Origin of the sequence: Rodentibacter myodis, from assembly GCF_001999305.1 — a bacterium.
GTDB lineage: Bacteria > Pseudomonadota > Gammaproteobacteria > Enterobacterales > Pasteurellaceae > Rodentibacter > Rodentibacter myodis.
Genome location: NZ_MLHQ01000004.1, coordinates 1 through 13,946, shown reverse-complemented (window position 1 = coordinate 13,946; position 13,946 = coordinate 1). Strand labels below are relative to the sequence as shown.

Here is a 13,946-nt window from a genome sequence, read left to right as displayed (position 1 = left end):
GCAGTGTAGTAGCTGGACAATAAACCGCTCCTTAGGAAAACTGGAACGCCACGCTTAATCCATTCACAATATTAACTCATTGTCATTTTGTTTTTAAACATGGACGCATTGTGTCCCTACACCGTTTAAGTTAAGAAAGTCTTAACGCATTGTCACAAATTCTTCCGAACCTGTTGGGTGAATTGCTACGGTGTTATCAAAATCTGCCTTGGCTGCACCCATTTTGATTGCAACGGCAAAACCTTGAATCATCTCATCCACGCCAAAACCAATGCCGTGTAAGCCAACGATTTTTTCTTCTTTTCCGACACAAACTAATTTCATACGGCAAGGTTGACGATGTTGTGTTACCGCCGTATACATTGCCGTGAAAGAAGATTTATACACTTTCACATTTTCTTCGCCATATTGTTCAATCGCTTGCGGCTCGGTTAAACCGATTGTGCCGATTGGTGGATGGCTAAAGACAACGGTTGGAACAAGGTTGTAATCTAGGTGTTCATTCGGTTTATTATTGAATAAACGTTCCGATAAACGGCGACCTGCCGCCACAGCAACCGGTGTTAATTCAATACCGCCTTCAATAATATCACCCACAGCATAAATACCTTTTACGTTAGTATTTTGATATTTATCTACTTTGATATAACCACGCTCGTTGGTTTCTACCCCCGCATTTTCCAAACCAATCTTATCTGTTGCCGGTTCGCGCCCCGCCGCCCAAATCACACAATCCACGGTAACACTACGTTCGTGATCAAATTTAGCGGTTAAAGAACCATCTTCATTTTTGATGATTTCTTGAATTGTGGTGTGTTTATGTAAAACAATACCGTCTTGTTCCAACACCTCAAGTAATGTTTCAACAATCATCGGATCTTGATTACGCATTGGCGCGTGACGGCGAACCACTAAATGAGTTTCCGCGCCAAGGCTGTTTAATACGCCGGCAAGCTCCACCGCGATATAACCGGCACCAATAATTGCCACGCGTTTTGGCACTTCCCTTAAGGCAAAAAATCCATCCGAATCGATACCATATTCCTGCCCTTTAATCGAATGTGGACGGAATGGACGGCCACCGGTCGCAATCAAAATATGATCTGCCGTAACACGCTCTGTTGAGCCATCTGCAAAGGTCACTTCAATGGTGTGAGCATCAATAAACTTGCCAAAACCATTAATCACATCAATGTTATTTTTGCTTAACACGTTGTTATAAGAAGTGTGAATGCGACTAATATAGGCTTGGCGGCTTTCAACAAGTTTCCCAAAATCAAATTTTTTGAGTTCTACATCAAACCCATAATCCGGCGCATAATTGTGGATGGCTTCGGCAATATGTGCGCCATAAAACATCACTTTTTTCGGTACGCAACCTACATTGACACAGGTTCCCCCCAAATATTTCGCCTCAATAATCGCACATTTTTTACCATAACTTGCTGCACGGTTGATAGAAGCAATACCACCGCTACCGCCACCAATAGCAATATAATCATAATGTTTCGTCATCATTTAATCCTTTTTAAAAATAAAAATTTTCCGTATTTTGCCGAAATTTGTTCAATAACGCCATAGATTAGTGTGATTGGAAATGTCTATATAGGAAAAGTGCGGTTGATTTTAACCGTAATGCAGATTAGTTAATCCTCTTGACGATCGAAAATGATCGTTAAATCATCCAGTATCAACTTTGATACCGGATTATCTATGAAATTCTCACAAGCCCTCAAAACAACTTTTCATTGTTCTTTACACTATACCCTCAACAAACTCAGCTCCTTCCTTGATGATGAATTGGTCTCTCAAGCTCTAGAAGAAAGTGGTATCGCAACAGTGAGAAAGCGTAGACTTCTCCCTGAATCGGTCATTGGCATCGGGCTTTATCGCAAACAATCTTTGAGAGGGTCGAGCAAGAGATTTTGGGAATTTTACCGGAGTATAACCTCATCCGAAAAGCAATGACTGAGGTAGCAAAGTGCAAAGGAATCACCCGAATAACCTCAGCTTTGCCGGATGTAGTGCTTCTGTTATCGTTTACTTCACCAGCGTATCATTAAGCCCGGGAAATTTACCTAAGGCGTATCAATCGCTTTTAGATGAGTTAGGATATTGTGAACTTTCTAATAAGAAAAAGCGAAGCTATCCGAGAGTTGTGAGAGAAAAAATGCTTAAATAATCATATAAAAAGAGCCGGTCAGTGGGTTAACTGACCGGCATTACGGTCGTTATAAACCGCATTTTTTCCTTTTAAGGATTATCAAATTTCACTTCTTGTACAATACGTTTTGCTGTGGCAATGGGGAGTTGTCCGATAAAGGTGATTTCTTTATCTCCGATGACTTCACTGTATAAAGTAAACTCACCCTGTTTCCAGGTTTTTTCTTGATTAGGCTGTTGGTTTTCTGCTTTTGTCACATATAACGTGAAGGTGAATAAACCATCACTAAATAAGGTACTGTCGATCACTTCACCATCAAATAAATCTTGGCTTTTTCGGATACTTTCAAATCCTCGAGGCAACCAACCCGCTTTCCAATTCAAAGAAAGTGCCGTATTTTGCGTTTCATTTAATAACGGCGGCATAGAAACTTTGTTGAGATAATTGGTTAAGCCTTTCAAACTATCGTCAATGTAAAGCGTCACAACACGAAATTGGTCTAACAATTTTCCGTCACGATCAAGCATATCGCCACGAAGCAATAAACCGTTTTCTTCATCTAAAAAAACCAGATATTGATAGCGAAAATCATCTTTTGGAGCAATGCGAATGGTATCTACAAAACGTCCGGCGACACGATTTTTACCTAGAAAAATAAAGTCGTAATTTTCTGCCAATTTATCAATATTGCTACGAATAATTGCCGGCAGCGCATCCACAATATTCCCACTATTTAAGGTGAATGCACGGGAATTAGGCTGAAAATAACTGACTAAATTGTCACGCTGAATAATTTCCTGCTGTTCGCCATCAAGGGTGACTAATTGAGCGTATGTTTTGTTATCCCTCTTGATGTGGCGATAACGAAAAGAGTCCATATTGTTTGGTGAGGTTTGCACGAAAGCAATTTCATAATTAAGCCCGTTTACAGCTTGCACCATTTTCTCTAATGCCTGCTTAGTTGAAACTTCTTCTGCAAAAGCCGAAAAGCTAAAAAACAATGCAAGCAAAAGTGCGGTCAATTTTAGGGATATTTTTTTCATAAAATTTTTGACTGTTCATAAAAAATCACCACTTCATCGAGATTGATCAGGTGGTGATTTATTCATATTTATTAGATTATTATTTGGCTTGATTAGCACTAACATTCAGTGCATCGGCGTGGATACGGCGTTGTAATTCATAATTTTGCAACATTGCGCCAATACGGCGATTTTTTTGTTCCATTTGATCGGTTGTCGCCACATCTTTGGTCGGAGCGTTGTAGCTAACTTCTTGAACCGAATTATTAAATGGTAAAGTTTGCAAAACCGGAGTTTCCGGTGCATTGTTCGCATCATTTTTCGCATTGAAAGATTGCACCCCAAGCACGGCAACCAAGCACACCCCAGCGGCGACGGCAATTTGAGCCATTGGGGCAAAGAACGCCTTAAATTTACGCATAAATGGTAAATTTTGCACTTCTTCAACGGTTGGTTGAGATTCGGTAATCGTCAATTTCTCAATTTCTTCATTCTCAATTAAATCCGCCATTTTTGCCGTAAAATCTGCGCCTAATAAAACCGCACTTTCTTTACGAATCACCGCGCGTGCCACGTGATAGCTTACCCAAGATTGTTGTAAGGATTCATTATCACACAGTTCTTTTGTGAACGATTTATCAACCTGCTCACCATCCATATAGGCTGAAAGTAGTTCTTTTTGCATTTTAAACTCCGACTTTATTTTAATGTTGCATAAGCGGTTGTATTTTGTTTTCGATAATTTCACGTGCGCGGAAAATTCGAGAACGTACAGTGCCTACGGGACAATCCATAATCCCTGCGATATCTTCATAACTTAATCCCTCAAGCTCGCGAAGGGTGATCGCAGTTTTTAAATCTTCCGGCATACCGTTAATCGTATCAAACACGATTTTTTCCAATTCACCGGATAACATTTCATTTTCAGGGGTATCAACATCACGAAGATGGGTTCCCACATCATAGCCTTCGGCATCTTCCGCCAAAATATCTTCGCTTGGTGGACGGCGCCCCTGCGCCGTTAAATAATTTTTTGCCGTATTCACGGTAATTCGATATAGCCAAGTGTAGAACGCACTATCGCCACGGAAAGATTCAATAGAACGATAGGCTTTAATAAAGGATTCTTGCACAACATCAGGAATGTCATTACGCGAAACATAGCGGGTTAATAACCCTGCTACTTTATTTTGATAACGCGAAACCAATAAATTAAAGGCTTTTTTATCGCCTTGCTGCACCCTTTCTACCAAAGCTTGATCTGTTAGCTGTTCAGCCATATTTCTCCTAATACTATGCCTAACACGCCTTAATATTCAAGACAGCAAGCTTTTATTGTTCTATCTGACATAAGCAATTTTAAAAAGTTCAAAGATTGAAAAGTAAATTAAAACGTTCTTTTTTACAATAATATTGTACTATTAATCTTACTTAATTATTGCCTGTTTCGGATCATTATCAAACACATCCCTTCTAGGAATATTCGTTCTTGCATCTCGATTTATTGGCGATTTAGCAATATCTTCTAGGGTATCATTATACAATCGATGCTTAAACCCTAACGGAGCGGGAAGATAAACTTCACTCTTATAAATACCTGCAGAATGGTGAGCATATTTGGCTAAAATCTTCAAATGTGGAATATTACGATCAACACGCAGTGCGCCTTGCGCGCCATTTGTTTTTTTCTCCCCCTCACCTAGGAAATCGTGCAATTCCGTAATATTTCTTGTTGCGGTTATACAATAATCTTGCAATTCCTTTGTCCAGCCTAATGATTGCATATTTTGTTCAAGCGAGCCTTCCGATTCATCGCCATAACTTTGTTCATCTGGCAAATTAGGCTCAGGAATGTCAGGATATTGGTCATGGATATTTTTCTTAAACGGAACACCTGCCTTAATTGCTAAACGATACATCGCAATCAAAGCAACCTTTTGAAGATCATCAGTAATCGTTCTCTCGCCTTCACAATATTGAAGGCCGGAAAGTATCCTAGAGGAACTTGAAACTGGTATACCACATTTCCAATTTTCACCTATTTGAATTTCATTTTCAGAAGGAGAGAGCAAAGCATTTTCACTTTGTGTTTTTGATTTTTTCTTACCAAACCCATCAGCGATTTTCTCTTTTTCCAAACTAGCATAGCCATCACCGACATCAGAGTGCGCACCGATAAATTCATAAGTCAGCCAGGTACCATTTGTGTTTGTTAACGGGAAATTTTTACGATATTCATCCACTGCAACAAAATGAACAATTTGTTCACCACTTTTGGGCGAAAGATTAAAATTAAAGCGTTCGTAGTATTTTTCCGGCGGAGTTGAATCCAATATATCTCGAATCAATATTTCAACATTGCCTTATGAAAAATATTTCGTTTTTGCTTTCCAGTTCTTGTCATCGCCGGGGAAACCGAAAGAACCAACGGTATCAAATAAGCCTACAAATTTAATTTTATAAAATAACTTAGGAACTTTGGCTAAAGAATTTATAAAATCTCTCGCCATTGCAGCACCACGGTTAAACCCCAAAATATCAACTTGTTGCTGATATTCTATATTAGGATATTTTTCAAAAATTACTTTAATCTCGTCAATTGCCTGGTTAACCCTTATCCCCCCAATGCACCAAATGCACCACCAGTTGAGTAATCCTCTTTCCCCTTATTTGTCCCCACTCCTTCAATATAAATAGCTTTCACCGTAATCTCACATTCTGTTAATTTTTGTCCTTTTAGAACCTGACCATCTTGGTACAAACGATAAAGTTTACCAATATTACTAACCCCATTTTTACTTATCCCCGCTTCATCATTAAATAAATTATTGCCTGTTCCATCAAAGAAAACACCAATACGAATTACTTTGCATGTCATAGATCACTAACTCCTCGAACCGTTTTTTTATAGATAGACCATTTATTTCTTTCTAAACTATCCTCTTTCCAATCTTTATTAAAATCAGGCAATTTACGAGTCATAATCGGCATTCCCTCCTGTACACCTCTCAAAGACCAGTTATTATATTGTCTTCCTGTCAAACTATAATCTTCTTTTAGCACTTCAAACCCTCTATTTTTTTAAAGAAACATATGGATTACCAATTTTTAGCTCATTCACAATAAATTTCAAATCTGGTTTCATTTCAAAATCATTTCCCGTAATAGCACATATAGATGCCATTTTTTCTAAAAGCCCTCTCTCATGCTTTCCATAATATTTAGTAACAATATTATCCACTTCTTCAACCCATTTTAATTGAAATGCCTTATCTTTATCCTGCCAAAATCCCGGATAATAAATATCCAACATTTGTGCCACTTCATCATAAACTTTCAATGTTTCTCTTCTGCGAATATCATTTAATTGCACCTGATTAAGTCGATAAGGTTTATTGGTATCTAACATCTTGTTCTCCGTTGATTCATTTAAACATTCATATTTAATTTCCGCACATTGACGATTTTCATAAAATTCATCACGGAAACTTTTATTACAGCCAACTAACCAACAAAAAGATAAAACCCAAAAAATCTTTTTATAAAACATTTTTCTCCTTAAAAGTGTGGTAAAAATTCATCATATTTTTCAATTTCTGTTAGATCGGAATAATCTGAATAAACTGTTGGATTATCTTTATTCTCACCATACAGACGATAAGTCTTCATCTCTTTTGAAAGAAAATGATAAAAACGACTACCCTTACTAAAAAGAAAAGCAATTTCATCAGGTGATAATGTTTTTAAAAAATGATCAAACAATCAAATGTCAAAAAATCGTCTTAGATAGGGTATGCCACGATCATCTTCTACATGGTAAAAAAATGCCAATCTTTTTACTAATTCTTCAATAGAAAAATATGAACAAATAAATAAAGCAGAGTGGTAATCTTCTGAGGTAAAGAACTCTTTTACAACACGACTATTTACCGATTGATCCAATTCAATCAAATATGGAATAGCTTCTGCAATCAGTTGATAATCACCTTGATATAAAGGTTCAAAATTTAATTGCCAAGCCTCTAAATTAAGCCATACCTTTGGCATAAGCACCGTATCAAGCAAGACATAAAGTTTTAATTCTTTTTTCATAGTTTATTCCTGTTAGGATTTTAATTTTAAGCAATCCATACAGATTTCTTCATTTACGGCAAGCTGTAACGCACTCACCATATCAGGCGAACCAGTATCCATGACCAGCTCGCCCTCAATATACACATTTCCAATTAACTCTATGCCTTCTCGGTTGATAACTATCGAACCTCCCGGGCCGCTAATTTCTACCGTTTCATAACCCTCTAAGTCAAACTCTTCACAAATCTGTTCAAAAAGCTCACCTGCCTGCCAACTGCCGTTTTGGGCTACTTCAATGTTGAGTTCATTGCCAACATGGATAATGGTGTCACCGTGCACATTTACATAGCGGTTGTTATTGACGTTGAGTATGTCGTCTTTTTCCACTTTGGTGATGCGGTTACGTCCTATGTTTTGGGTTTGGTCTCGGTTAATAGTGAGGTCTTCGTCTTGTCCGACGGTTTCCATGCGGTTGTGCCCGATGTGGACGGTTTCATTTCGACTCACTTGTTCGGTGCGGTTGTTGCCCACTTGGGTGGTTTCGTCCTGTTTGACGATGTGGTTTAAGTCTTTTTCTGCGTGAAGAAAAACTTCCTCTTGCCCTTTTTCATCTTCAAAACGCAATTCATTAAACCCGTTGCCTTTGTGGCTTTTGGATTTGATTGTGGTGCGGGTTTTGTGTTCGGGGAGCCTATAAGGTGGTGCTGTGGTAGGTGAGCCCGATAACGATGGGGTGGTCCGGGTTGCCGTGTAGATATTTCACCAACACTTCATCGCCGATTCGCGGTATCATCATATTACCGTATTGCGCCCCCGCCCAGTCTTGGCTTACCCGTACCAAGTATGATTTTGATATTAATTTAAAAGAACCAAAAATTAACCGCACTTTCAAAAAGTGCGGTCGATAAATCAATAGATTGATAGACTACGCTTTTACAATCGCTTGCTTCACATTATTATGAAACACATTTCGTTTTGGTACATCTTTCACTCTATTTATCGGGGATTTGGCAATATCTTCAGCAGTAAAATTATATATCCGGGGATAAAATCCTAATGGTGCAGGTCTATAAATATCGCCTTTAAAAATACCGGAAGAATTATGTCCATATTTCGCTAATATCTTTAAATGAGGAATATTTCTATCCGTTCTTAATTCCCCTTTTGCTCCATTATTTAACTTTTCGCCCTCGTTTAGAAAATCACGCAATTCAGAAATATTTTCTACCGCAACAGCAAAATAATCTTGTAATTCTTGCGTCCAATTTAAACTTGCCATCTCTGCGGGGTCATATTCAGGAATATCGGGATACAGGCTTTTGATACTCTCTTTAAAAGGCACACCAGCCCTCAAGGCTAATCGATGCATCGCAACTAACGCCACTTTCTGTAAATCATCCGTGATAGTTCTTGTTCCATTACAATACGGAAGCTCATCATCGACCAAATCATCTAAGCTATAACACGTCCAGTTCTCACCAATTTGTATGCCGTATTTATTGGGTGCTGTTAATTCTGCTTCTGATTTATTAAGCCCCATTACTGCAATTTTTTCTTTTTCAATTTTTGCGTAACCGCCACCCACATCGGAATGTGCGCCAATAAATTCATAAGTTAATCCGACACCATTCGTATCTGTTAAGGGGAAATTTTTGCGATATTCATCCATCGCAACAAAATGAACTATCTGTTCTGCGCTTTTTGGAGAAAGATTGAAATTATAGGGCTCAAAATATTTTTCCGGTGCTTTCATACCAAATTTATCTTCAATCAGAAGATCTGTTTCAGTATATTTATCTGTTTTAGGTTTCCAGTTTTGATCGTTTCCCGGGTAGCCAAATGAACCGACCGTATCAAAAATGCCAACAAATTTTATTTGATATTTCAACTTTACCTCTTCGTTCGCTAAAGAATTAATAAAATCCCTCGCCATCGCAGCACCACGACTAAACCCAAACACATCAATTTGCTGTTGATATTCTCTAGCTGGGTATTTTGCAAAAATAGCTTTGACTTGAGTAATTGCTCTACGTATTCGTTGTCCACCTAACGCCCCAAAAGCCCCACCTGTTGAATAATCATCTTCTCCATTTTTTGTTCCTACGCCTTCAATATAAATAGCTTTGACGGTAACTTCACATTCTGTTATTTTTTGCCCTTCAAAACGTTCCCCATCACGATATAAGCGATATAGTTTACCAATATTACTTACACCATTCTTACTTCTTCCCGCTTCATCATTAGATAAATTATTCCCCGTACCGTCAAAAAACACACCAACACGAATTACCTGACACGTCATAGATCATTCTCCGTTCTCACCGTATTTTTATAAATCAACCACACATTTTCTTTAGGGCTATCCTCTTTCCATTCGGTATAAAAATCCGGCACCTTACGAGTAAATTTGGGCATCCCTTCTTGCACCCACCTTAAACTCCAAGTGTTGTACTGTCTTCCTGCTTCATCAAAATCTTTTTTTAGTATTTCAAATCTTAGATAATTATGTATTTGATTTAATGGCGTATCTACATCGCTTGTCTTGAGCTTTTTAACAATAAAGTCTAATTTAGAATTAGTCTCAAAATCACTTCCAATGATGGCACAAACTGAAGCCATTGTTTCCAGTGTACCTCTTTCATGCTTTCCATAATATTTAGTTGCTATATTATCCACATTCTCAATCCATTGAAGTTTAAACGCCTCATCTCTATCTCCCCAAAAACCGGGATAGTAAATATCCAGCATTTTGGCAACTTCGCTATATACCTGCAACGTTTCTCTACGTCTAATATCATCCCATTGTTCTTTATTTAATTCCATTGGTATAAACATTGTATTTTCCTGATTATTCATCGCTTGCGACTCATTTAAACATTCATATTTTATTTCGGCACAGCGCCTATCTTTATAAAATTCTTCACTAAAGTTTTTCTCACACCCCAATAGAAATAAACCCATAAATAATGGAATGGCAATTTTATTTAAGTTCATTATCTTCTCCAAAGTGCGGTTAGTTTTTTTATTCATTTTTTATACCAATACGAATTACCTGACACGTCATAGATCATTCTCCGTTCTCACCATATTTTTATAAATCAACCATACATTTTCTTTAGGGTTATCCTCTTGCCATTCAGTATAAAAGTCCGGTACTTTTCGGGTAAACGGTGGCATACCTTCTTGAGCCCATCTTAAACTCCAAGTATTATATTGTCTTCCCGCTTCATCAAAGTCTTTATTTAAAATTTCAAAACGCAGATAATTAAATATGTTAGATAATGCTAAAAACGAATTATCTTGCTCTATCTTTTTGACAATAAAATTTAACTTTGAATTAGTTTCAAAATCACTTCCTATAATAGCACAAACTGAAGCCATGATTTCTAAGGTCCCCCTTTCATGCTTTCCATAATATTTAGTTGCTATATTATCCACATTCTCAATCCATTGAAGTTTAAACACCTCATCTCTATCTCCCCAAAAACCGGGATAGTAAATATCCAGCATTTTGGCAACTTCGCTATATACCTGCAACGTTTCTCTACGTCTAATATCATCCCATTGTTCTTTATTTAATTTCATCGGCGTAAACATATTATTCTCCTGATTATTCATTGCCTGTGGCTCATTTAAACATTCATATTTTATTTCGGCACAGCGCCTATCTTTATAAAATTCTTCACGAAAGCCTTTCTCACACCCCAATAGAAATAAACCCATAAATAATGGAATGGCAATTTTATTTAAGTTCATTATCTTCTCCAAAGTGCGGTTAGTTTTTTTATTCATTTTTTATACCAATACGAATTACTTGACACGTCATAGATCATTCTCCGTTCTCACTGTATTTTTATAAATCGACCACACATTTTCTCGCTCATTATTTTCTTTCCATTCAGTATAAAAATCCGGTACTTTACGAGTAAATGGAGGCATTCCTTCTTGCGTCCAGCGTAGACTCCAAGTGTTATATTGTCGTCCAGATTGATCAAAATCTCTTTTTAGAATTTCAAGCCACAAGTATTTTCGTATATCATTTAAAGGGATATCTACATGACTTGTTTTTAGTTTTTTGACTATAAAATCCAATTCAGGATTAGTCTCAAAATCACTTCCTACAATTGCACAAACCGAAGCCATTTTTTCTAACGTACCCCGCTCATGCTTTCCATAATATTTAGTTGCTATATTATCCACATTCTCAATCCATTGAAGTTTAAACGCCTCATCTCTATCTCTCCAAAAACCGGGATAGTAAATATCCAGCATTTTGGCAACTTCGCTATATACCTGCAACGTTTCTCTACGTCTAACATCATCCCATTGTTCTTTGTTTAACTTCATCGGCGTAAACATATTATTCTCCTGATTATTCATTGCCTGTGACTCATTCAAACATTCATATTTTATTTCGACACAGCGTCTATCTTTATAAAATTCTTCACTAAAGCTTTTCTCACACCCCAATAGAAATAAACCCATAAATAATGGAATGGCAACTTTATTTAAGTTCATTATCTTCTCCAAAGTGCGGTTAGTTTTTTATTCATTTTTCACGCCAACATGAATTACTTGACAAGTCATAGATTTTCATTTCCCCTAACATTATTTTTATAAATTGACCAAACATCTTCCTGTGGGTTATCTTCTTTCCATTCAGTATTAAAATCCGGCACTTTACGAGTAAATGGCGGCATTCCATTTTGAGCATCCCGTAAAAACCAGGTGTTATATTGATGTCCCGCTTCATCATAGTTTTTCTTTAAAACTTCAAATCTTAAATAATCCCTTATATCACTCAAATCAGTGTCATCTAAACTATTTTTTAATTTACGGACTATAAAATCTAGTCTAGGATTAGTTTCAAAATCACTGCCAATAACAGCGCAAACAGAAGCCATCTTCTCTAGAGTCGCTCTTCGTCTCTTTGGATAATAATGTTTAGTGATATCATCTACTTTTTCAATCCATTGAAGTTTAAACACCTCATCTCTATCTCCCCAAAAACCGGGATAATAAATATTTAACATTTTGGCTATTTCACCATATATTTTTATTTTTTTACGATATTGAATATCATCCCATTGTTCTTTATTTAATTTCATTGGTGTAAACATTGTATTCTCCTGATTATTCATTGCCTGTGACTCATTCAAACATTCATATTTTATTTCGACACAGCGTCTATCTTTATAAAATTCTTCACTAAAGCTTTTCTCACACCCCAATAGAAATAAACTGATTAATAATGGTATAGCGACTTTACTTGCTTTCATTAAGTTCTCCCAAACACTGTCGGTTTATCATTTCTTTTAAAGTAGATAACGCTGTAAATGAAATGACTGGTGATAGCGATGAATTAAGCTGATATTGACGATAGCCTTGTTCTTCCGAAACAAAGTAATAAAAAGCAGTATCGTCACCAAATAAAAACTTGAGCTGTTCTGGCAATAAACCGGTAAGAAATTTGTCAAAAAAACGGGTATCAAAAAAGCGTCTTAAATAAGGTTTATCATCATAGCCAATAATGTGATAGAAACTTGCCAACGTTTGAACCAGATTTTCAATATCTAAACTTGATGTAATGAGTAATCCTGCACGATAAGTATCATTTTCTAACAATTCATCAACCGCATAAGGATTAATCTCTCTATTAAGTTCAATTAAATAGGGAATTGCCTCCGCAATTTTCTGATAATCCCCTTGATATAAAGGCGCATATTTTAATTGCCAAGCCTCTAAATTAAGCCATACCTTTGGCATAAGCACCGTATCAAACAAGCCATAAAGTTTTAATTCTTTTTTCATAGTTTATTCCTGTTGGGATTTTAATTTTAAGCAATCCATACAGATTTCTTCATTTACGGCAAGCTGTAACGTGCTCACCATATCAGGCGAACCACTCTCTATCACCAACTCTCCCTCAACATACACATCCCCCACCAAGGTGATGCCTTCCCGGTCGATGATTATCGAACCTCCCGGGCCGCTAATTTCTACCGTTTCATAACCCTCTAGGTCAAATTGGTCGCAGATTTGTTCAAACAGTTCCCCCGCCCGCCAGCTGCCGTTTTGCGCAACTTCAATGTTTAATTCGTTGCCGACGTGGATAATGGTGTCGCCATGTACATTCACATAGCGGTTGTTATTGACGTTGAGTATGTCGTCTTTTTCAATTTTGGTGATACGGTTGCGTCCGATATGTTTGAATTGGTCTCGGTTGATGGTGAGGGCTTCGTCCTGTGCCACCGTTTCCGTGCGGTTGTTGCCGATGTTGAGGGTTTCGTTTCGGTTAACTTGTTCGGTACGGTCATTACCTATTTGAGTTGTTTCATCGTGTTTGACGATGTGGTTTAAGTCTTTTTCGGCGTGAAGAAAAACTTCCTCTTGCCCTTTTTCATCTTCAAAACGCAATTCATTAAACCCGTTGCCTTTGTGGCTTTTGGATTTGATTGTGGTGCGGGTTTTGTGTTCGGGCAATGTGTAAGGCGGTTCGGTGGTGCTGTGGTAGGTGCGTCCGATAACGATGGGGTGGTCCGGGTCGCCGTGTAGATATTTCACCAGCACTTCATCTCCAATTCGCGGTATCATCATATTGCCGTATTGCGCCCCCGCCCAGCCTTGGCTTACCCGTACCCAACATGAGCTGTGTTCGTCAAAATTCCCTTGCCTGTCCCAAGGGA

At 37.6% G+C, this 13,946-nt stretch carries 20 protein-coding genes; 1 reads left to right on the top strand and 19 read right to left on the bottom strand.

The features are described 5' to 3' along the window. Nucleotides 1–141: 141 nt before the first annotated feature. The gene (gene gorA, locus BKL49_RS01455) at nt 142–1,515 is read right to left on the bottom strand and encodes a glutathione-disulfide reductase (protein WP_077422866.1); all 1,374 of its coding nucleotides are present in this window, start codon (nt 1,513–1,515) and stop codon (nt 142–144) included. Nucleotides 1,516–1,668: 153 nt separating this feature from the next. Between gorA and BKL49_RS12855 the strand changes: the two genes are divergently transcribed. Then, nucleotides 1,669–1,968, top strand: a complete 300-nt coding sequence (locus tag BKL49_RS12855; protein WP_077422865.1) for a transposase domain-containing protein — start codon at nt 1,669–1,671, stop codon at nt 1,966–1,968. A gap of 285 nt (nt 1,969–2,253) precedes the next feature. Here BKL49_RS12855 and rseB read toward each other — a convergent pair whose 3' ends face one another. The 18 genes from rseB to BKL49_RS12765 all read right to left on the bottom strand — a co-directional run. After that, entirely contained in the window at nt 2,254–3,207 is a 954-nt protein-coding gene (rseB, locus tag BKL49_RS01445) for a sigma-E factor regulatory protein RseB (RefSeq protein WP_077422864.1), read from the bottom strand. Nucleotides 3,208–3,286: 79 nt separating this feature from the next. After that, a complete protein-coding gene (locus BKL49_RS01440) occupies nt 3,287–3,871 on the bottom strand; it encodes a sigma-E factor negative regulatory protein (protein WP_077422863.1) in 585 nt (194 codons plus the stop codon). A 19-nt stretch (nt 3,872–3,890) separates the two neighbouring features. Beyond that, a complete protein-coding gene (gene rpoE / locus BKL49_RS01435) occupies nt 3,891–4,466 on the bottom strand; it encodes an RNA polymerase sigma factor RpoE (RefSeq protein WP_077422862.1) in 576 nt (191 codons plus the stop codon). Nucleotides 4,467–4,613: 147 nt separating this feature from the next. Beyond that, nucleotides 4,614–5,519 carry a DUF2235 domain-containing protein gene (locus BKL49_RS12570; protein WP_244151934.1) on the bottom strand — a complete coding sequence of 302 codons (906 nt, stop codon included), beginning with the start codon at nt 5,517–5,519 and terminating at the stop codon, nt 4,614–4,616. 30 nt (nt 5,520–5,549) lie between these two features. Further along, a complete protein-coding gene (locus BKL49_RS12565) occupies nt 5,550–5,696 on the bottom strand; it encodes a DUF2235 domain-containing protein (protein WP_244151933.1) in 147 nt (48 codons plus the stop codon). Nucleotides 5,697–5,800: 104 nt separating this feature from the next. Beyond that, entirely contained in the window at nt 5,801–6,064 is a 264-nt protein-coding gene (locus BKL49_RS12560; RefSeq protein ID WP_244151932.1) for a DUF2235 domain-containing protein, read from the bottom strand. Next, nucleotides 6,061–6,249, bottom strand: coding sequence for a hypothetical protein (locus tag BKL49_RS12555; RefSeq protein WP_244151931.1), 189 nt, complete (start codon nt 6,247–6,249; stop codon nt 6,061–6,063). Before BKL49_RS12555 ends, BKL49_RS12560 begins: the two co-directional genes overlap by 4 nt. 10 nt (nt 6,250–6,259) lie before the next feature. After that, complete coding sequence (locus BKL49_RS01425; RefSeq protein ID WP_244151930.1) at nt 6,260–6,736, bottom strand: DEAD/DEAH box helicase family protein; 477 nt, start codon at nt 6,734–6,736, stop codon at nt 6,260–6,262. Nucleotides 6,737–6,948: 212 nt separating this feature from the next. Next, on the bottom strand, nt 6,949–7,278 hold the full coding sequence (locus BKL49_RS01420) for a DUF4123 domain-containing protein (protein ID WP_077422861.1): 330 nt from the start codon (nt 7,276–7,278) through the stop codon (nt 6,949–6,951). A gap of 12 nt (nt 7,279–7,290) precedes the next feature. Beyond that, complete coding sequence (locus tag BKL49_RS01415) at nt 7,291–7,884, bottom strand: bacteriophage T4 gp5 trimerisation domain-containing protein (protein ID WP_244151929.1); 594 nt, start codon at nt 7,882–7,884, stop codon at nt 7,291–7,293. A 67-nt stretch (nt 7,885–7,951) separates the two neighbouring features. Then, nucleotides 7,952–8,146, bottom strand: coding sequence for a phage baseplate assembly protein V (locus BKL49_RS12550; RefSeq protein ID WP_244151928.1), 195 nt, complete (start codon nt 8,144–8,146; stop codon nt 7,952–7,954). A 39-nt stretch (nt 8,147–8,185) separates the two neighbouring features. Further along, nucleotides 8,186–9,562, bottom strand: a complete 1,377-nt coding sequence (locus BKL49_RS01410; protein WP_077422860.1) for a phospholipase effector Tle1 domain-containing protein — start codon at nt 9,560–9,562, stop codon at nt 8,186–8,188. Beyond that, the gene (locus BKL49_RS01405) at nt 9,559–10,290 is read right to left on the bottom strand and encodes a hypothetical protein (protein ID WP_244151927.1); all 732 of its coding nucleotides are present in this window, start codon (nt 10,288–10,290) and stop codon (nt 9,559–9,561) included. Before BKL49_RS01405 ends, BKL49_RS01410 begins: the two co-directional genes overlap by 4 nt. Nucleotides 10,291–10,320: 30 nt before the next feature. After that, complete coding sequence (locus tag BKL49_RS01400; protein WP_244151926.1) at nt 10,321–11,052, bottom strand: hypothetical protein; 732 nt, start codon at nt 11,050–11,052, stop codon at nt 10,321–10,323. A gap of 30 nt (nt 11,053–11,082) precedes the next feature. Continuing rightward, complete coding sequence (locus tag BKL49_RS01395) at nt 11,083–11,778, bottom strand: hypothetical protein (RefSeq protein WP_143530785.1); 696 nt, start codon at nt 11,776–11,778, stop codon at nt 11,083–11,085. 65 nt (nt 11,779–11,843) lie between these two features. After that, on the bottom strand, nt 11,844–12,539 hold the full coding sequence (locus BKL49_RS01390) for a hypothetical protein (protein WP_077422857.1): 696 nt from the start codon (nt 12,537–12,539) through the stop codon (nt 11,844–11,846). Beyond that, nucleotides 12,526–13,071 carry a DUF4123 domain-containing protein gene (locus BKL49_RS01385; protein WP_077422856.1) on the bottom strand — a complete coding sequence of 182 codons (546 nt, stop codon included), beginning with the start codon at nt 13,069–13,071 and terminating at the stop codon, nt 12,526–12,528. Before BKL49_RS01385 ends, BKL49_RS01390 begins: the two co-directional genes overlap by 14 nt. A 3-nt stretch (nt 13,072–13,074) precedes the next feature. Further along, the coding region (locus tag BKL49_RS12765; protein WP_143530784.1) for a type VI secretion system Vgr family protein at nt 13,075–13,946 on the bottom strand (872 nt) is incomplete at its 5' end.